14 protein-coding genes and 5 tRNA genes are annotated in these 18,367 nt (G+C 50.9%); 18 read left to right on the forward strand and 1 reads right to left on the reverse strand.

The window, feature by feature from the left end; translation table 11 throughout:
- Positions 1-23 precede the first annotated feature (23 nt).
- Entirely contained in the window at positions 24-995 is a 972-nt protein-coding gene (locus ACKU4E_RS00985) for a tRNA-dihydrouridine synthase family protein (RefSeq protein WP_320169228.1), read from the reverse strand.
- Positions 996-1,303: 308 nt separating this feature from the next.
- On the opposite strand from ACKU4E_RS00985, the gene ACKU4E_RS00990 reads away from it, so the two are divergent.
- From ACKU4E_RS00990 to fusA, 18 genes are all read left to right on the forward strand, one after another.
- Positions 1,304-1,379 (forward strand) — tRNA-Thr (locus ACKU4E_RS00990).
- 26 nt (positions 1,380-1,405) lie between these two features.
- A tRNA-Tyr gene (locus tag ACKU4E_RS00995) sits at positions 1,406-1,490 on the forward strand.
- Positions 1,491-1,550: 60 nt separating this feature from the next.
- Positions 1,551-1,626 (forward strand) — tRNA-Gly (locus ACKU4E_RS01000).
- 39 nt (positions 1,627-1,665) lie between these two features.
- A tRNA-Thr gene (locus ACKU4E_RS01005) sits at positions 1,666-1,741 on the forward strand.
- 72 nt (positions 1,742-1,813) lie between these two features.
- The gene (tuf, locus tag ACKU4E_RS01010; protein ID WP_320169229.1) at positions 1,814-3,007 is read left to right on the forward strand and encodes an elongation factor Tu; all 1,194 of its coding nucleotides are present in this window, start codon (positions 1,814-1,816) and stop codon (positions 3,005-3,007) included.
- Between the two features lie 3 nt (positions 3,008-3,010).
- The gene (gene rpmG, locus ACKU4E_RS01015) at positions 3,011-3,160 is read left to right on the forward strand and encodes a 50S ribosomal protein L33 (RefSeq protein WP_320169230.1); all 150 of its coding nucleotides are present in this window, start codon (positions 3,011-3,013) and stop codon (positions 3,158-3,160) included.
- Positions 3,161-3,175: 15 nt separating this feature from the next.
- A tRNA-Trp gene (locus tag ACKU4E_RS01020) sits at positions 3,176-3,252 on the forward strand.
- A 20-nt stretch (positions 3,253-3,272) separates the two neighbouring features.
- Complete coding sequence (gene secE / locus ACKU4E_RS01025) at positions 3,273-3,527, forward strand: preprotein translocase subunit SecE (protein ID WP_320169231.1); 255 nt, start codon at positions 3,273-3,275, stop codon at positions 3,525-3,527.
- A gap of 24 nt (positions 3,528-3,551) precedes the next feature.
- Complete coding sequence (gene nusG / locus ACKU4E_RS01030; protein WP_320169232.1) at positions 3,552-4,112, forward strand: transcription termination/antitermination protein NusG; 561 nt, start codon at positions 3,552-3,554, stop codon at positions 4,110-4,112.
- A gap of 74 nt (positions 4,113-4,186) precedes the next feature.
- A complete protein-coding gene (rplK, locus tag ACKU4E_RS01035) occupies positions 4,187-4,612 on the forward strand; it encodes a 50S ribosomal protein L11 (RefSeq protein ID WP_320169233.1) in 426 nt (141 codons plus the stop codon).
- Positions 4,613-4,628: 16 nt separating this feature from the next.
- Positions 4,629-5,333, forward strand: a complete 705-nt coding sequence (gene rplA, locus ACKU4E_RS01040) for a 50S ribosomal protein L1 (RefSeq protein ID WP_320169234.1) — start codon at positions 4,629-4,631, stop codon at positions 5,331-5,333.
- A gap of 147 nt (positions 5,334-5,480) precedes the next feature.
- Entirely contained in the window at positions 5,481-6,002 is a 522-nt protein-coding gene (gene rplJ, locus ACKU4E_RS01045; RefSeq protein WP_320169235.1) for a 50S ribosomal protein L10, read from the forward strand.
- Between the two features lie 45 nt (positions 6,003-6,047).
- Positions 6,048-6,437, forward strand: coding sequence for a 50S ribosomal protein L7/L12 (gene rplL / locus ACKU4E_RS01050; RefSeq protein WP_320169236.1), 390 nt, complete (start codon positions 6,048-6,050; stop codon positions 6,435-6,437).
- A gap of 302 nt (positions 6,438-6,739) precedes the next feature.
- Positions 6,740-10,840: a DNA-directed RNA polymerase subunit beta gene (gene rpoB, locus ACKU4E_RS01055; RefSeq protein ID WP_320169237.1), complete on the forward strand. Its 4,101-nt coding sequence runs from the start codon at positions 6,740-6,742 to the stop codon at positions 10,838-10,840.
- 63 nt (positions 10,841-10,903) lie between these two features.
- The gene (gene rpoC / locus ACKU4E_RS01060) at positions 10,904-15,061 is read left to right on the forward strand and encodes a DNA-directed RNA polymerase subunit beta' (protein ID WP_320169238.1); all 4,158 of its coding nucleotides are present in this window, start codon (positions 10,904-10,906) and stop codon (positions 15,059-15,061) included.
- A gap of 153 nt (positions 15,062-15,214) precedes the next feature.
- Complete coding sequence (gene rpsL, locus ACKU4E_RS01065; protein ID WP_015337864.1) at positions 15,215-15,586, forward strand: 30S ribosomal protein S12; 372 nt, start codon at positions 15,215-15,217, stop codon at positions 15,584-15,586.
- A 25-nt stretch (positions 15,587-15,611) separates the two neighbouring features.
- The gene (rpsG, locus tag ACKU4E_RS01070; protein WP_320169239.1) at positions 15,612-16,082 is read left to right on the forward strand and encodes a 30S ribosomal protein S7; all 471 of its coding nucleotides are present in this window, start codon (positions 15,612-15,614) and stop codon (positions 16,080-16,082) included.
- A 12-nt stretch (positions 16,083-16,094) separates the two neighbouring features.
- Complete coding sequence (fusA, locus tag ACKU4E_RS01075) at positions 16,095-18,161, forward strand: elongation factor G (protein WP_320169240.1); 2,067 nt, start codon at positions 16,095-16,097, stop codon at positions 18,159-18,161.
- Positions 18,162-18,367: the final 206 nt, after the last annotated feature.

The raw sequence follows: 18,367 nt of genomic DNA on the forward strand, positions 1-18,367 counted from the left end.
CAGCCGGGAAATTAATAAAAGTTTCAGCAGCGGTTCATGGTCAGCTTTGATACGTTGCGGGCCTTGTCCAGCAGTTCGTCCCAGTTTTGACATGCGGTCAGTTCGGAGCGTATGGCCCGGATGCCGTCCATGCCTTTGGCGTAGCGGGGCAGTATGGAGCGAATTTTCCTGAAAGAACGGTTGCTGCCGTCGAACTCTCTGGTCATCAGGATATGTTCTTCCATTGTTTTGCCGAGATCAAAAGGCGGCAGATCGACACATGACGGGTTGCCCAGCAGTTTCAGGTATCGGGAGAATATTGCCGGGTCGTACAGAGCTCCTCGGGCGAACATGATGCCGTCAATTCCGGTCTGCCTGATGCATTCGATTGCAGCTTCCGCAGTGAAAAGGTCACCACTTCCGATAACCGGGATCGAGATATTGCGTTTTAATTCCGCAAGCTTGGACCAGTCCGCAGTGCCGGAAAACATCTGTTTTCCATATCTGGGGTGCATGGTGATCCAGGCTGCACCGATATCCTCCAGCCTTTTGGCTATTTCCAGAAAGTTGTCTTCGCCGTTCATGAATCCCAAGCGGATTTTTACCCCGACTCGGCCTTCTCCGGCTACGGCAACCATGGCCTGCGCTGTTGCAACCAGTCTGTCGGGGTCGAGATGCAGCGCGGACCCGCCGCCGGTTTTCAGAACCTTTTTAACCGGGCACCCCGCATTCAAATCAAAAAAAGAGTAGCCCTCATCCACCAGTTGAGGCATAGTTAAGAAATAATCCTGCGGCTCGCCACCGAACAACTGAACTACGAGCGGATTGTCTTCATCACAGGTTGCCAGCAGGGCTTTCGTCCCTTTGCCATCGTATTTGAGGCCCTTGATGCTGACCATTTCGGTGCAGGCGGTTGCGCAACCCCGCCTGCGGCAGAGCATGCGGAAGGGGAGGTCGGAATATCCGGCAAGGGGGGCCAGCCAGGGGCTGTCCGGGCTTATTGGTAATAAACTCATTCTATCGTACCTGAGATCTCTATAGTTATTGGGTCCGGGTATGGCCGGGGAGGATGAAGTAAGCCCAAAAAGGCATAAAGTCAAAGAATGCCTGCTCTGATGCCTCTCGGCGGCAAAGATTGTTTCAAAAAATTGAAAAAAAATGAAAAAAGGTGTTGACTTGTAAGTCGTTTTCCATATAAACCCCGCTTCGTTGCTTCAGCGAAAGACGGGATTCACGAAGTTTTTCGGCAGGAATTAGATTGAAAAAAGTAAAAATAATTCTTGCAATTTGAAAACGGAACCTGTAGAAAGATTCGCTCACAAGGGCTGGCGTAGCTCAATTGGTAGAGCAGCTGATTTGTAATCAGCAGGTTGCGGGTTCAAGTCCCATCGCCAGCTCCAGCAAAAAGTTAGTTAGTAAATATAGTGGTGGGGTTCCCGAGTGGCCAAAGGGAACAGACTGTAAATCTGTCGGCAGCGCCTTCGGAGGTTCGAATCCTCCCCCCACCACCACTTTAGATATTCGCGCTGTAGGAGGCAGGTAACCCTGCTGTTTAACTACGGACATAGGGTGCGGGAATAGCTCAACGGCTAGAGCATCAGCCTTCCAAGCTGAGGGTTGCGGGTTCGAATCCCGTTTCCCGCTCCAATTACTTACCCTAGTCCTTCCTGCGCGTTTAATAAGGATGCCCACGTAGCTCAGTCGGTAGAGCACTTCCTTGGTAAGGAAGAGGTCACCGGTTCAAGTCCGGTCGTGGGCTCCATACATTTGTGTAGTATGACCTTCAAACGCTTAATCAGAAAACCTAAACTTAAGTAATTTAGGGGGATTTATCATGGGTAAGGCTAAATTCGAACGCGGTAAGCCTCATGTTAATATCGGTACCATCGGTCACATCGACCACGGTAAAACCACTCTGACTGCCGCCATCACCAAGATTGCCGGTCTCGCCGGTAACGGCGAATACGTTGCCTTCGACGAAATCGACAAGGCTCCTGAAGAAAAAGAACGCGGTATCACCATCGCTACCGCTCACGTAGAATACGAAACCGAAAAACGTCACTACGCACACGTTGACTGCCCTGGTCACGCCGACTACATCAAAAACATGATCACCGGTGCTGCTCAGATGGACGGCGCAATCCTCGTTGTTGCCGCTACCGACGGTCCCATGCCTCAGACTCGTGAGCACATCCTGCTCGCTCGTCAGGTTGGTGTTCCCGGAATCGTTGTATTCCTGAACAAGTGCGACATGGTTGACGACGAAGAACTTCTCGAACTCGTTGAAATGGAAGTTCGTGAACTTCTCTCCAACTACGAATTCCCCGGTGACGATCTTCCCGTTATCCAGGGTTCCGCCCTCAAGGCTCTCGAATGCGAAAGCGCAGACGAAGAAGCAGCAAAGCCCATCCTTGAGCTCCTGGCTGCCTGCGACTCCTACATCGAAGAACCCGAGCGCGACATCGACAAACCTTTCCTTATGCCTATCGAAGACGTATTCTCCATCTCCGGTCGCGGTACTGTTGTTACCGGTCGTGTAGAACGCGGCGTAATCAAAGTCGGTGAAGAAGTTGAAATCGTCGGTATCCGCGATACCGCCAAAACCACCTGCACCGGCGTTGAAATGTTCCGTAAGCTTCTCGACCAGGGTCAGGCTGGTGACAACGTAGGTATCCTCCTGCGCGGCACCAAGCGTGACGAAGTTGAGCGCGGACAGGTTCTCGCTGCTCCCGGTTCCATCAAACCGCACACCAAGTTCAAAGCTGAAGTATACGTTCTGTCCAAAGATGAAGGTGGACGTCACACTCCCTTCTTCTCCGGCTATCGTCCCCAGTTCTACTTCCGCACCACTGATATCACCGGTGTTGTAACTCTGGATGAAGGCGTTGAAATGGTAATGCCCGGCGATAACGCAACCTTCAACGTTGAAATGATCAACCCCATCGCCATGGATCCGGGTCTCCGCTTCGCTATCCGCGAAGGTGGACGTACCGTTGGTGCAGGAGTTGTTACTGAAATTCTGGAGTAAGACATGCGTGTCAAAATTCAGATGCAGTGCACCGAGTGTAAGCGTCGTAACTATTCGACTATGAAGAACAAAAAGAACACTACCGGTCGTATCGAACTGAAAAAGTATTGCCCTTTCGATAAGAAGCATACTGTTCACAGAGAAACCAAGTAGTATTCTATAAAAAGCAGGCCAGTAGTTCCAACGGCTAGAACGCCGGTCTCCAAAACCGGATGCTGGGGGTTCGAATCCCTCCTGGCCTGCCACTTCATTTATGGGAATCAATATGGCCAAGAAAAAAAATAAAGGTGCGGGAGCTCAGCAGGCCAAGGCTGAACCGAGCGGGATAAGCGGAAAAATCAAAGAGTTTTCCGAATTCCTGGAACAGTCGAAGGTCGAGATTAAGAAGGTCGTGTGGCCTACTCAGAAAGAGACCATACAGACCTGTACCGCCGTCTTGGTCCTTGTCGTAGTCATGTCGCTTTTTCTGGGTGTTGTTGACATGGGACTCAGCAAACTTGTTGAAGTCATCCTGTCTTAATAACCCGTATTAAAGGAAGAGCCCATGAGCACAGACGCTGAAAAACCTCAGGGAAGGAAGGCCCGTTGGTACATTGTTCATACCTATTCCGGGTTTGAACAGCGGGTTGAGCAGACTGTCCGTGAAATGATGCGAACCGGTCAGGACAAAGGACTGATTGAGGAAGTAGTCGTTCCTACGGAAAAAGTAGTCGAGCTGGTCAAAGGGGAGAAGAGAACATCCACCCGGAAATTTTATCCGGGTTATGTCATGATCAAAATGGTCATGGAAGATGAATCATGGCATCTTATCCAGTCCATACCCCGCGTTACCGGATTCATCGGTGGCAAGAACCGCCCGACTCCTATGCGCGACAGTGAGGCAGCTAAAATCCTGAGCCTGATGGAAGATCGTCAGGAACAGCCGAGACCGAAGTTCAACTTTGACCGTGGCGATGAAGTCCGGGTCATAGACGGACCGTTCAGCGGTTTCAACGGCGTTGTTGAGGATGTCAACTACGACAAAGGCAAGCTTCGGGTGTCAGTCTCCATTTTCGGCCGCCAGACCCCGGTGGAACTTGACTTTGTTCAGGTTACCAAAGGGTAGTCCTGACCGCACTGCTGCATATTCATTTCCGACAGTGAATTTCATCACTGGAATTTTAGATAGGACATAAAGCGATGGCCAAGAAAGAAATAGGCAAAATTAAGCTTCAGATCCCGGCTGGCGCAGCCAATCCGTCCCCTCCGGTCGGTCCGGCTCTCGGTCAGCACGGTGTAAATATAATGGAGTTCTGCAAAGCGTTCAACGCTAAAACGCAGGACCAGAAGGGCATGATCATTCCGGTGGTCATTACTGTTTATCAGGACAGATCCTTCTCCTTCATTACCAAGACTCCGCCGGCTTCCACTCTTCTGCTCAAGGCTGCAAAGCTGCAGAAAGGTTCCGGCGAACCCAACAAGAACAAGGTCGGTAAAGTGACCATGGCTCAGGTGAAGGAAATCGCCGAGCTCAAGGCTCCTGACCTGACCGCTGCCGATACTGACGCGGCCATGAAATCCATCATGGGAACGGCCCGCAGCATGGGCATTGATGTCACAGAGTAGGTAAGGGGTAAAGATCATGCCTAAGCACGGAAAAAATCACAGAAAAGCAACCGAAGGTGCCGATCTTCGCGGTTTGTCCGTTGAAGATGCGGTAAAATTGGCTGTTGAAAAGGCGTTTGCCAAGTTTGACGAAACTGTTGATGTAGCCATCAACCTCGGCGTTGACCCCAAATACTCCGATCAGATGGTTCGCGGTGCAGTAACCCTGCCCAACGGCCTCGGCAAGGAAGTAAGGGTTGCCTGTTTCGTAAGCGGTGAAAAGGAAGCGGAAGCCAAGGAAGCCGGTGCCGATTTTGTCGGTGGCGATGACCTGGTGGCCAAAGTAAAGGACGGCTGGCTTGATTTCGATAAAGCCATCGCCACTCCCGACATGATGGCCAAAGTCGGTCAGATCGGTCGTGTACTCGGACCTCGCGGTCTGATGCCGAACGCCAAGACCGGTACCGTAACTTTTGACGTGGCCGGTGCCGTTAAAGAAGTTAAAGCAGGACGTGTGGAATTCAAGGTCGACAAGGCCGGTGTTCTTCATGCTCCCATAGGCAAGGTTTCTTTCGGAGCTGAAAAGCTTCTTGAGAACCTTAAAGCCCTGCTGGAAACAGTGAACAAACTGAAACCCACCACTGCAAAGGGTACCTACATGAAGGCTGTGGCTGTTGCCACCACCATGGGCCCCGGTTTCAGAGTTGATCCTCTGGCAGCAAGAAAATACTCAGAGTCCTAAAATATTGACGGCTGTTCGTAAGGACGGCCGTCAATATAGCAATACACGGGAAGTTCAGTCGAAGAAGGCAGGAGGGATGGTCCCTTAATATCCTGCTCAGACAACACTTTGACTTGCTTTCCGGGTCAAAACATTAGGAGTGTTAAGGTGAACAGGCAAGAAAAAGCCCAGATTATCGAGCAGCTGAAAGTTAAGGCTGAAAGGGCGAGTATTGCCATCGTTACCGATTTTAAAGGCCTTGGTGTTGAAGAGTTCACTGAACTCCGCGCCAACCTGAGAAAAGTCGGTGTCGATTGCCAGGTCGTCAAGAACACTCTGGCCCGGTTGGCTTTCGAGGGTACCGATCACGAGATCCTCTCCGACAAATTCAAGGAAAACTGCGCAATTGTTATCGGGTATGAAGATCCGGTAGCAGCTGCAAAAGCAACAGCGGACTTCGCAAAGAACAGTAAAAAGTTCTCCATGCGTTTCGCATCCCTTGAGGGCAAATATCTTGACGAAGATGGCGTGCAGGCGCTTTCCAAGCTCCCGAGCAAGGAAGAGCTCCTCGGCAAAACTCTGGGTACAATGAACGCTGTACCCACCAACTTTGTGAGCTTGCTCGCAAACGTACCTCGCGGCCTCTTGAATGTTCTTTCCGCATTGAAAGATCAGAAGGACGCTGCATAACAGCCTAGTCAAGGCAATTCAAAGTATTCCCAGGAGGAAATTTCCATGGCAGATATCACCAAAGATCAGGTAGTAGATTTTATCGCCAACATGACCGTTCTTGAACTCTCCGAATTCATCAAAGAACTCGAAGAAAAATTCGGCGTATCCGCAGCCGCTCCCGTAGCTGCTGTTGCTGCTATGCCCGGCGCTGCTGCCGGCGGAGCTGCTGAAGCTGAAGAAAAGACCGAATTCGACGTTATCCTGAAAGGCGCAGGCGGCAACAAGATTGCTGTTATCAAGGCTGTTCGCGCTCTGACCGGTCTCGGCCTCAAAGAAGCCAAAGCCAAAGTTGACGAAGCTCCCGCTGCTATCAAAGAAGGCGTAGAAAAAGCAGAAGCTGAAGAAGCTCTCAAGCAGCTTCAGGAAGCCGGTGCTGACGCTGAAATGAAGTAATTGAAGCGAATTTACCGCTAAAGCAAGAGGAGCGCAAACCCCGCTAAAACGGGGTTGCGCTCTTCTCGCTGTTAAAAAGATTGACAAAGTTGCCTGATCTATTATTTTGAGAAGATTCGGAAAAGGCGCAGCCGGATTTTACAGCTCACTCAAAATAACGACAAAAAAATTTCTTCCATAGGCAAGTTTGTTCTGCCGCCCTCTGTTTATCTTGTACTTTTTGACTTATTTAATCTTAAGTGGTTGATGTACGTCAAATTGCTTCATTCCAACCCTAACCTTCTCACTTGATTGAGGATACGATGGGTCAGCTCAGAAAAATATTTGGAAAGATCAAAGTCACATTGCCGATTCCCCACCTGCTTGAACTGCAGGTGGATTCCTTCAAGAAATTCCTTCAGGAAGGCGTTGCCCCTGCCAGCAGGGCGGACATCGGCCTTGAAGGGGTTTTCCGTTCGGTTTTTCCGATTGAAGACTTCAACAAGACTGCCAGTCTGGAATACGTAAGCTACGATATAGGTGAGCCCAAGTACGATATGGACGAGTGTATCTCCAAGGGCCTTACCTACGAAGCGCCCATCCGTATCAAGGTTCGTCTCGTGGTTTTCGACGTCGACGAAGAAACCGAAAGCAGGACTATCCGCGATATTAAAGAGCAGGATATCTATTTCGGGACCGTGCCGCTCATGAGCGACCAGGGAACCTTCATTATAAATGGTACTGAACGTGTAATAGTGAACCAGCTTCAGCGTTCGCCCGGTATCATTTTCGAGCACGATTCAGGCAAGACTCATACCAGCCGCAAGGTTCTCTACAGCTGCAGAATCATTCCCATGCGCGGCTCCTGGCTCGATTTTGACTTCGACCACAAAGACATACTCTATGTACGTATCGACCGCCGCCGCAAGATGCCTGCCACCGTGCTGCTCAAAGCCATGGGATTGTCCAAGCAGGACATCATCGATTACTTCTACGAGGTGGAAGAGTACAAGATCGATCGCCACATTGTACGCCGCAAGGTTGTGGAGAATCAGTACCGTAAGGAAAACGCCTGGGTTGACCTCTCTCTTGAAGACGGCAAGGTCGTTATCCAGCGTGACAAGCCTGTTACCAAGTTCGGTTGGAAAAAGCTTATCCGCGGCAATGTCGAGTACATTGAAGTTGATCCCAAGTCTCTGGTAGGGCAGTTTGCCTACAACGACATTACCGATCCTGATACCGGCGAAGTAATTGCCGAAGCTGCCGACGAGATCACTGAAGATATCTTTGATCGCATCATGGAAGTTGGCCTCAAGGAAATCAAAGTCCTGCATACTCAGGGTGCTGATGTTTCTTCCGCGCTGCGCGATTCCATGCAGCTGGATAAGACTACTGACGTCGAATCCGCACAGATTGAAATATACAGAAGACTGCGTCCCAGTTCTCCGCCCACGGCTGAAATTGCGGCCAACTTTTTTGAAAATCTGTTTCGCAGTTCCGACTACTACGACCTTTCGAGTGTCGGTCGGTACAAACTGAACGCACGTCTTAACATAGAAACTCCGCTTGAACTGCGTACCCTGACCAATGAGGATATCCTCACTGCGGTCAAGGTCCTGTGCAAACTGAAAGACAGCCATGGTCCTGCCGATGATATCGACAACCTCGGCAACAGACGTGTGCGTCCGGTCGGCGAACTGGTCGAAAACCAGTACCGTATCGGGCTTGTTCGCATGGAAAGAGCCATCAAGGAGCGTATGAGTCTCCAGGAAGTGGCCACACTCATGCCGCATGACCTGATCAACCCCAAACCGGTTGCAGCTGTGCTTAAGGAATTCTTCGGAACTTCACAGCTGTCCCAGTTCATGGACCAGACCAACCCGCTTTCTGAAGTTACTCACAAGCGCAGACTTTCCGCGCTCGGACCCGGCGGCCTGACCCGTGAACGCGCAGGTTTTGAAGTACGTGACGTTCACGTCTCTCACTACGGTCGTATCTGCCCGATTGAAACTCCTGAAGGTCCGAACATCGGTCTTATCGTTTCCCTGACCACCTACGCAAAGGTAAACGATTTCGGTTTCATTGAAAGTCCTTACCGGACAATCAAGGATTCCACCATGACTGATGAAATCCTTTACTATGATGCGACCCGCGAAGTAGGCCACGTTGTTGCACAGGCCAACGCTCCTATTGACAAGGAAGGGCAGTTCACCAACCCTCTGGTTACTTCAAGGCTTAACGGCGATGTATCCATGTGGCCTCGTGAAGACGTAACGCTCATGGACATCAGTCCTTCACAGACCGTATCGGTTTCCGCTGCGCTTATTCCGTTCCTTGAACACGATGATGCTAACCGCGCTCTCATGGGTTCAAACATGCAGCGTCAGGCTGTGCCTCTGCTCAAGACTGCTCAGCCTCTGGTTGGAACCGGAATGGAAGCCAACGTTGCTCAGGATTCCGGTAGCTGCGTGCTCGCAGAAGCCGACGGTTACATCGATTATGTCGATGCAGAGCGTCTGGTCATGCGTTATGACGGAGATATTTATCCTAACACCGGCGGCATCAAGCACTATGAACTGCAGAAGTGGCATAAGTCCAACCAGAACTCCTGCTACGGACAGCGTCCGCGCCTGCCAATCGGAACCCGCGTAAGCAAGGGCGATGTTCTTGCTGACGGACCCGGAATCAAGGATGGCGAGCTTGCCCTCGGTAAGAACCTCCTGGTCGCTTTCATGCCCTGGTGCGGATACAACTTTGAGGACTCCATTCTCATTTCCGAACGTGTGGTCAAGGAAGATGTCTTCACCTCCGTTCATATTGAGGAGTTTGAACTTGTTGCCCGTGACACCAAGCTCGGACCCGAAGAAGTTACCCGAGATATCCCCAACGTGAGCGAAGACATGCTTCGCAATCTTGACGAATGCGGAATCATTCGTCTGGGCGCGCGCATCGCTCCCGATGACATACTTGTAGGTAAGATCACTCCTAAAGGTGAAACACAGCTTACCCCCGAAGAAAAGCTTCTTCGCGCCATTTTCGGCGATAAAGCCCGTGACGTGAAGAACACATCCCTCAAGGTTCCACCGGGAATCGAAGGGACCATCGTTGATGTTAAAGTTTTCAACCGGCGCTCCGGTGAAAAGGATGACCGTACCAAGGCTATCGAGGATTTCGAGCTTGCCAAGCATGACATGAAGGAAAGCAAGCACATCGAGTCCCTGACCACCAAGGTTCGTGCAAAGGTAGCAGTTGTTGCCGTCAACAAGCAGATTTCCCAGACCCTTATGGGCCGTAGGAAGGGCGAGGTGCTTGCTGAAGCCGGTCATATCCTTACTGAAGAAATGCTGAACGAAGTTCCGCTTAAGAAACTTGCCGGACTTTTTACCGACAAGGATACCAACGAGGCTGTAAAACAGCTTCTCGCGGAATATGACAAGCAGTTGCGCGTGATCAAAGCCATCTACGATGTCAAACGCGAAAAAGTAACCGAGGGTGACGACCTTCCCCCCGGAGTCATCAAGATGGTCAAGGTTTACATTGCTGTTAAGCGTAAACTTTCCGTCGGTGACAAGATGGCCGGTCGTCACGGTAACAAGGGTGTTGTATCCTGCATCCTCCCGGAACAGGATATGCCGTTCTTTGCAGACGGTACCCCCATGGACATCGTTCTCAACCCCCTGGGTGTTCCTTCTCGTATGAACATCGGGCAGATCATGGAAACCCATTTGGGATGGGCCGCTCTCGCTCTGGGACAGAAGTTTGCGAAAATGCTTGATACCGGCGAAGCTCTCGGAGTTATTCGTCAGGAAATCAAGGATATATTCGAGACCGAAGATGTGATTGATCTCGTGGATTCGTTGGATGACGAGGATTTCAGGCGTGCAGTAAGCAAGGCCAGAGAAGGTATCGTCACCAAAACACCGGTCTTTGACGGCGCAACGGAAAAAGAAATCTGGGATCTTGTCGCAAAAACCGGAATTGCCGACGACGGTAAAGTTACCCTTTACGACGGACGTACCGGAGATCCTTTCTACAACAGGGTAACGGTTGGGGTCATGTACATCCTCAAACTGCACCACCTTGTTGACGAAAAGATTCACGCCCGTTCCACCGGACCTTACTCGCTGGTTACCCAGCAGCCTCTCGGCGGTAAGGCACAGTTCGGCGGTCAGCGTCTGGGTGAGATGGAAGTATGGGCTCTTGAAGCATACGGCGCAGCCTATCTGCTTCAGGAATTCCTCACCGTCAAATCCGATGACGTTACCGGACGTGTCAAGATGTATGAAAAGATCGTCAAGGGAGACAACTTCCTTGAATCCGGTCTGCCTGAATCGTTCAACGTTCTGGTCAAGGAGCTTATGTCTCTTGGCCTTGATGTTAACCTGCTTCAGGATGACGAAGAAGAACCTGCCGAAAATAAATAATGAACGCGGGGCCGAGTACGGCCCCGCGACTAGATAAACCTTTTCATGTAAGGGGTATATTTAATGAGTCTGGACGAACTGTTCACTATGCGTAGAACATCCGGCGCAGGCCTTGCCGGACGCGGCCTCAAAGGAATTCAGATTTCCATTGCTTCTCCCGAGAAGATCAGGGAATGGTCCTACGGGGAAGTAAAGAAGCCCGAGACCATCAACTACAGGACTTTCAAGCCGGAAAGGGACGGACTTTTCTGTGCCAAGATTTTCGGACCTGTAAAAGACTATGAGTGTAACTGCGGTAAATACAAACGCATGAAACACCGCGGTATCGTCTGCGAAAAATGCGGAGTTGAAGTCATCGCATCCAAGGTCAGACGTGAACGCATGGGCCACATCGAGCTCGCTGCTCCGGTGGCTCATATCTGGTTTTTGAAAACTCTTCCGTCCAAGATCGGTACACTGCTTGATATTACCATGGCCGACCTTGAAAAGGTACTGTATTTCGATTCATACATCGTGCTTAATCCCGGAGATACCCCCCTCAAGCAGTACCAGATTCTTTCCGAAGATCAGTATTTTCAGGTAATTGATCACTATGGCGAAGAAGCCATCGAAGTGGGTATGGGTGCTGAAACCATCAAGACCCTGCTGGCCAAGATCGATATGCCCACCCTCAGACACGAACTGCGTGAGGAATCTCTGACCACCAGAAGTCAGACCAAGAAGAAAAAGCTGACCAAGCGTCTCAAGATCGTTGAGGCTTTTCTTGAATCCGGCAACGATTGTCAGTGGATGATCATGGACGTTATTCCGGTTATTCCGCCTGAGCTTCGTCCGCTTGTTCCTCTTGACGGCGGACGCTTCGCAACTTCCGACCTGAACGATCTTTATCGTCGCGTCATTAACAGGAACAACCGACTCAAACGCCTGATCGAACTCGGCGCTCCCGATATTATCATCCGCAACGAAAAGAGGATGCTTCAGGAATCCGTGGATGCGCTCTTCGACAACGGACGTCGCGGCCGTGCCATCACCGGTACCAACGGGCGCCCGTTGAAGTCCCTTTCCGATATGATCAAGGGTAAGCAGGGCCGTTTCCGTCAGAACCTGCTCGGTAAACGTGTCGACTATTCCGGTCGTTCCGTTATTGTTGTCGGTCCCAAGCTCAAGCTGCATCAGTGCGGACTTCCGAAAAAGATGGCTCTTGAACTGTTCAAGCCGTTTATCTATTCGGAACTGGAACGCAGGGAAATTGCCACAACCATCAAGAGTGCCAAGAAAATGGTCGAGCGCGAAGATCTGGTCGTCTGGGATATCCTTGATGATGTTGTTCGCGAATACCCGATCATGCTCAACCGTGCTCCGACTCTGCACAGACTCGGTATCCAGTCTTTTGAGCCGACTCTCGTAGAGGGCAAGGCAATTCAGTTGCATCCTCTGGTATGTTCCGCCTACAACGCCGACTTTGACGGTGACCAGATGGCGGTTCACGTTCCTCTTTCCGTTGAGGCTCAGATCGAATGCCGTGTCTTGATGATGTCTTCCAACAACATCCTGTCACCTGCAAACGGACAGCCGATCATCAACCCTTCACAGGATATCGTCCTCGGTCTTTACTATCTGACCGTTGAACGTTCTTTCTCCAAGGGCGAGGGCATGGTCTTCACTGCTCCCTGGGAAGTTATCGCTGCTCAGGATGCCGGTGTTGTCAGCATGCATGCACGCATCAAGGTGCGTATGGAAGGCAAACTTGTCGAGACCACTCCCGGCCGTATTCTCGTTGGCGAACTTCTGCCCGACACAATGGGTTTTGAATACGCAAACGTGGTCATGACCAAGAAGAATATTGCCAAACTCGTATCCAGCGCCTACCGGACTTCCGGCAGCAAGGCCACGGTCATTCTTTGTGACCGCCTCAAGGATCTCGGTTACGAGCATGCCACAAGGGCGGCTGTAACTATCGGCGTAAAAGACCTGACCATTCCGGCCAAAAAGGCAAAGCTTCTTGAAGACGCCTATACCGAAGTTGAAGACATTGAAGCACAGTACCGTGAAGGTATCATTACCCGTACTGAAAAATACAACAAGGTCGTCGACGTATGGACCAAGGTTACCAATGACGTTTCTTCCGAAATGACTCTTGAGATGTCAACGGATGTCATGGTTGATCCAAAAACCGGTAAGTCCGTGACCAACTCAAGTTTCAACCCGGTTTTCATGATGGCTCACTCAGGTGCTCGTGGTAACCAGGACCAGATGAGGCAGCTTGCCGGTATGCGTGGTCTGATGGCCAAACCTTCCGGTGAAATCATCGAAACTCCGATTACCTCTTCATTCCGCGAGGGGCTTTCGGTTCTGCAGTACTTCATTTCTACTCACGGTGCTCGTAAAGGTCTGGCGGATACCGCACTTAAGACCGCAAACTCCGGTTACCTGACCCGCCGTCTTGTTGACGTTGTTCAGGATGTTACCGTTGCCGAGCACGACTGCAGAACTGTTGACGGACTTGAACTCACCCACTACATCAAGGGCGGCGAGATCAAGGAAAGACTGTCTGAAAAGGTTCTGGGTCGTGTGACCATCCATGACGTTGTCAAAGAAGATACCGGTGAAATTCTCATCCCTGCCGACACCCTGATAGATGAAAGGGGTGCCAAGCTGATCGATGAAAACGGTATCAATTCAATGACTGTCCGTTCCCCGCTTACCTGTCGCTCCAAGCACGGCGTCTGCGCCATGTGTTACGGACGTGACCTTGCTCGCGGACATCTTGTCAATGTAGGGGAAACAGTTGGTATCATCGCCGCACAGTCGATCGGTGAACCGGGAACACAGCTTACCATGCGTACCTTCCATATCGGTGGTACGGCGAGCCGTGAAATTCAGCAATCATCTTTTGAAGCTCAGCATAACGGTTCGGTCGTTTTGAACCGTATGCGTTCAGTCCGCAACTCCGAAGGCCACCAGATGGTTCTGGGTAAGAGCTGCCAGATCGGTATTGTGGACGAGCAGGGCAGGGAACGTGAAAAATACGTTCTTCCGCTCGGAGCAAAACTTTACGTGGAAGAAGGGCAGAAGATCGCACAAGGAACTATGCTGGCCGAGTGGGATCCTCTCGCAGAACCCTTCATCACTGAAGTGACAGGTACGGTCAAATTCAACGACCTCGTTGAAGGTAAGACCTTTCAGGAACGTGTTGACGAAGCCACAGGACAGGCTACCTACACAATTACCGAATATCGTACCACCAACTTTAAACCTTCACTGTCCATCTGCGATGAGAACGGTGAGCCTATGGTTCGTCCCGGCTCAACCCTCAAAGCGATTTATCCGCTGCCCGTAGGTGCGATTCTGATGGTTAAAGACGGTAATGTCGTCAACGCCGGTGACATTATCGCCCGTAAACTTCGCGAAACCTCCAAGACCAAAGACATCGTCGGTGGTCTCCCGAGAGTTGCGGAGCTGTTTGAAGTGCGCAAACCCAAGGAACTTGGAATCATTTCGGAGATAGATGGTGTGGTCTCCTATGGACCTGAATCCAAAGGCAAGCGCAAAATTATTGTTACACCGGAAGTCGGGGAATCCAAGGAATACCTCGTGCCCAAGGGTCGTCACATAACAGCGCAGGAAGGCGACTTCGTAGAAGCCGGTGACCTGATGACTGAAGGACTTCCCGAGCTGCACGATATCCTCAAGGTTAAGGGCGAGAAATACCTCGCACGTTTCCTTGTCGAGGAAATCCAGGACGTTTACCGCTTTCAGGGTGTTGGAATCAACGATAAGCACATCGAAGTTATTGTCCGCCAGATGCTCAAAAAGGTCAGCATTGTTGATCCCGGTGAAACCCATTTCCTCGTGGGTGAGCAGGTGGATAAGCAGCAGTTCATGGAAACCAACCAGGAAGCTATTGCCAACGGACTCAAGCCCGCTGTTGCACAGACGCATGTTCTGGGTATTACCCAGGCATCCCTGTCTACCGCATCCTTTATCTCTGCCGCATCTTTCCAGGAGACCACCAAGGTTCTTACCGAGTCTTCCCTGTGCGGCAAGAAGGATTTCCTGCGCGGCTTGAAGGAAAACGTAATCGTCGGCCGACTGATTCCTGCAGGAACCGGTTTCCGCAAGTATGCACGTACCGATATAATCGTTCCCGATCAGCCGGAACGTGCCGATAAGTTCCTTGAAGAACTTGAGGAAGAGCCGCTGCTCGTTAATGAAAGATAGTGCGGCGCCAGTACGCAGAAACATTTTACAGGCAGGTAGTTGCAACCTGATCTGAAAATGAGACCCGGATGTTTCCTTTTTTGTGCTTGACAAAACGGAAAATTTTGGTCTAACTGCGTCGGTCTTTGCAATAAAATAAAATTTGGAGGGTTCATGCCAACCATCAACCAGCTTATAAGAAAAGGGCGTGAAAAGCAGCTCAAGCGTAAGAAAACTCCTGCGCTTCAGGCTTGCCCCCAGCGTCGTGGCGTATGCACAAGAGTGTATACCACCACCCCTAAAAAGCCTAACTCCGCACTGCGTAAGGTCGCTCGTGTGCGTCTGACCAACAGCATCGAAGTAACAGCATACATCGGTGGTGAAGGTCATAACCTTCAGGAACACTCCGTGGTTCTGATCCGTGGTGGTCGTGTAAAAGACTTACCTGGTGTTCGTTACCACATTGTCCGCGGCTCTCTCGACACCGCCGGTGTTGCAGATCGTCGTCAGGGTCGTTCCAAGTACGGCGCAAAGCGTCCTAAATAGCATTTAATTCCAAGGAGTATCCAATATGCCTCGTAAAGGTCCGGTACCCAAGAGACAGATTCTTCCCGATCCGGTATACGGCTCTCAGCTCGCCACCAAGTTCATGAACAGACTCATGTACGACGGTAAGAAGAGTGTTTCTGAAAATATATTCTACCAGGCTCTCGAATTCCTCGGTGACAAAACCCAGGAAGATCCTATCAAAGCTTTCGAAAAAGCTATTGAGAACGTTAAACCCCACGTGGAAGTCAAGTCCCGCCGTGTCGGTGGTGCTACCTACCAGGTGCCTGTTGAAGTCCGCCCCGAGCGCCAGGTCTCTCTGGCTATCAGATGGCTGATCAGCTACGCACGTTCCAGAGGGGAAAAAGGTATGGTATCCCGCCTGAGCGGTGAGTTCCTCGACGCTTACAACAAGCGCGGCGGAGCTGTGAAGAAAAAGGAAGACACCCATCGTATGGCCGAAGCCAACAAGGCTTTTGCTCACTATCGTTGGTAATCGGAGTGCAAAGTGCCTAGAAAGGTTGCAAGAGATAAACAGCGTAACATCGGTATCATGGCCCACATTGATGCGGGAAAGACCACCACTACCGAGCGCATTCTGTTTTATACTGGTGTTTCTCATAAAATCGGTGAAGTTCATGACGGCGAAGCCACCATGGACTGGATGGTTCAGGAACAGGAACGCGGCATCACCATTACCAGTGCTGCCACAACCTGCTTCTGGAAAGACCACCGTATCAACATTATTGATACCCCCGGTCACGTTGACTTCACAATGGAAGTTGAACGTGCATTGCGTGTTCTTGACGGCGCAGTAGCCGTTTTCGACGCGGTTGCCGGTGTTGAACCTCAGTCTGAAACCGTATGGCGTCAGGCTGACAGGTACAAAGTTCCCCGTATGGCTTTCGTCAACAAGATGGACCGTATCGGAGCAGATTTCTTCCGTTGTGTTGAAATGCTCAAGGACCGTCTCGGTGCGAAAGCTGTTCCTCTTCAGATCCCCATCGGAGCTGAAGATGAATATCAGGGTGCCGTTGACCTCGTAACAGGAAAGGCTTTCATCTATACTGATGTCATGGGCAAGGACTACGCAATTGAAGACATCCCTGCCGATATGATGGATCAGTACGAAGCCATGCGCCTCGAAATGATTGAAGCCATTGCCGAAGAAGATGAAGAACTTCTTGATAAATATCTCGGCGGTGAAGAACTCACCCCCGAAGAAATAGTCAAGGGCATTCGTGCAGCAACAATCAACCTGACCATCTGTCCTGTTCTGTGCGGCACCGCATTCAAGAACAAGGGTGTTCAGCCTCTGCTTGATGCTGTTGTCGATTATCTTCCTTCTCCCCTCGACATTCCTGCCATGGTCGGTATCAATCCCGATAATGAAGAGTCTGTCGAGTGTCCGTGTGACGATGACCTGCCCCTTGCAGCTCTTTCCTTCAAGCTCATGACCGACCCCTTCGTCGGTCACCTGACCTTCCTGCGTCTGTATTCCGGTAAGATTGTTTCCGGCGATACCTTTATCAACGGCGCAACCGGAAAGAAAGAACGTATCGGTCGTCTTCTGAAGATGCACGCTAACAAGCGTGAGGAAATCAAGGAAGCTTATGCCGGTGATATCGTCGCAGCCGTTGGTCTCAAGAACATGGCTACCGGTGATACCCTGGCAGAAATGAAGAATCCCATAGTTCTCGAATCCCTCGATATCCCTGAACCGGTTATCGAGGTCGCTATCGAGCCCAAGACCAAGGCCGACCGCGATCTGCTCAGCCAGGGTCTTGCAAAACTCGCCAAGGAAGACCCCTCTTTCCGCGTCAAAGGTGACGAGGAAACAGGACAGACCCTTATCGCAGGTATGGGCGAACTTCACCTTGAAGTTATCGTCGACCGCCTGCTGCGCGAGTTCAATGTTAACGCAAACGTCGGTGCACCCCGCGTTGCCTACCGTGAAACCATTACCAAGAAAGTTGATGTCGACCACAAGTACGCCAAGCAGTCCGGTGGTCGCGGTCAGTATGGTCATGTTGTCATCACTATCGAGCCCAACCCCGAAAGCGAATATGAATTCGTTGACGAGATCAAGGGCGGGGTCATTCCGAAAGAATATATCCCGGCAGTTGACCGCGGTATCCACGATGCTATGAAGAACGGTGTTATCGCCGGCTTCCCCCTTGTAGATATCAAAGCAACTCTTACCTTCGGTTCCTACCACGATGTTGACTCCTCTGAACAGGCGTTCTACATCGCTGGTTCCATGGCTCTGAAGGAAGCCGTTAAGAAGGCAGCACCTCAGCTGCTCGAACCCATCATGTCTGTTGAAGTTGTTACTCCCGAAGAGTACCTCGGAGACGTTATGGGTGACCTCAACGGTCGTCGTGGTCGTGTCGGAAGCATGGAAGCCCGTGCCAACGCACAGGTTGTTAAGTGCGACGTTCCTCTTAGTGAAATGTTCGGTTACGCAACCGATCTTCGCTCCAAGACTCAGGGACGCGCAACCTTCACCATGCAGTTCGACCACTACGAACCTGTTCCTGCATCTATCGCAGAAGAGCTGATCAATAAAAATTAGACTAAATTTAAGTTTAGTCTGAATTTTACTTGACAGCGTAGCTTAAAAAGCAGTAAACCTCCCGGACCCCATAGTGTTCGGGAGGTTCCTTTTTTTACGGGACCACCCCGTGAAACCACAGAGATAAGGTATAAGGTCCGGCATGCTGGCTGGACGACCATACCAGGCCAGGAAGGGCAAACCTCACAATCCTTCTTACCGTTGCA

The sequence above is a fragment of the Maridesulfovibrio sp. genome (assembly GCF_963677005.1).
In the GTDB taxonomy this organism is placed as follows: domain Bacteria; phylum Desulfobacterota; class Desulfovibrionia; order Desulfovibrionales; family Desulfovibrionaceae; genus Maridesulfovibrio.